2 protein-coding genes are annotated in these 941 nt (G+C 56.5%); both read left to right on the top strand.

Going from position 1 to position 941, the window contains the following annotated elements:
• Positions 1–497 (top strand): hypothetical protein (locus A3730_RS06275; RefSeq protein ID WP_231883871.1); only part of this gene is annotated, 497 nt, incomplete at its 5' end.
• Between the two features lie 72 nt (positions 498–569).
• The gene (locus tag A3730_RS33010) at positions 570–941 is read left to right on the top strand and encodes a DUF3302 domain-containing protein (protein WP_197468585.1); all 372 of its coding nucleotides are present in this window, start codon (positions 570–572) and stop codon (positions 939–941) included.

Here is a 941-nt window from a genome sequence, read left to right as displayed (position 1 = left end):
CCGATAACGATCATCCGATGGCATATGCAGTGCGTGCCGAGATTCGTGATGGTAATGGGCGTTTGCTCTGGACGACGACTCAGCGGCACACGGTGGAGCTGGGCGACAAGGAAGCGAACCAGAATATGACAATCATGCTGGAGCGTGTTGCAAACGAGGCGCCGGCCCAACCCGTCACCGGGAAGGCGCAAGCCAAAGCCGGCGGGGCCAGCTTCTGGGCGGTCGGTAACGAACCCGGCTGGCACCTGGCGGTTTATCCGGAGAAGCGGTTGGTCTTTGTGTGGGACTACGGTAATAACAGCATGACGACCCCGAACCCGGGCGCCAAGACCGAAGGGACGGAAACCATTTATATGGCGAGCAGCGAGGCCGGTTCCCTGAAAGTGGAAATCAGCGAGCAGGACTGTGAAGACGTGATGAGCGGTGAAGCCTTTCCCTATCAGGTGAAAGTGACCCGCAACAGCACCTTGTACAGCGGTTGTGGCCAGGATCTATAACCCGGATTTCTGCTAGCATTAACACGGGTGGCCGGAAGGGGCCGCGTTCATAACGAAAAAAGGATGGCCGGAATGTTGAGTTACGTGGCCCTTGGCCTGCTGGTTTTTGTAGGGCTGGTGCTGTTTTACGGCATCATCGCTATTCACGATATCCCATACGAAATTTCGAAAAGTCGTAATCATCCACATCAGGACGCGATCCATGTCGCCGGGTGGGTGAGCTTGTTTACGTTACATGTGCTGTGGCCGTTCCTGTGGATCTGGGCCACCCTGTATCGGCCTGAGCGTGGCTGGGGCTTCCAGGAGGTTAAGCAACAACAAGCGACGGATGAATCGCGTATTTCCGCACTTCAGGAAAAACTGGACGACCAGGCCGAGCGGCTAACCCTGCTAGAACAGGCAGTGGCAGAGAAGAGTCTCCAGAACGGGGAGGGCAGTCTCTAA

This window comes from Alcanivorax sp. HI0044 (assembly GCF_001634945.1).
Note: the sequence above shows the minus strand (reverse complement) of the source record. Positions and strands in the feature narration are given on the sequence as shown.

Excerpts from the sequence above, each read along its gene's own strand:
- A3730_RS33010 (WP_197468585.1), top strand. The coding sequence starts at position 570 with ATGTTGAGTTACGTGGCCCTTGGCCTGCTGGTTTTTGTAGGGCTGGTG.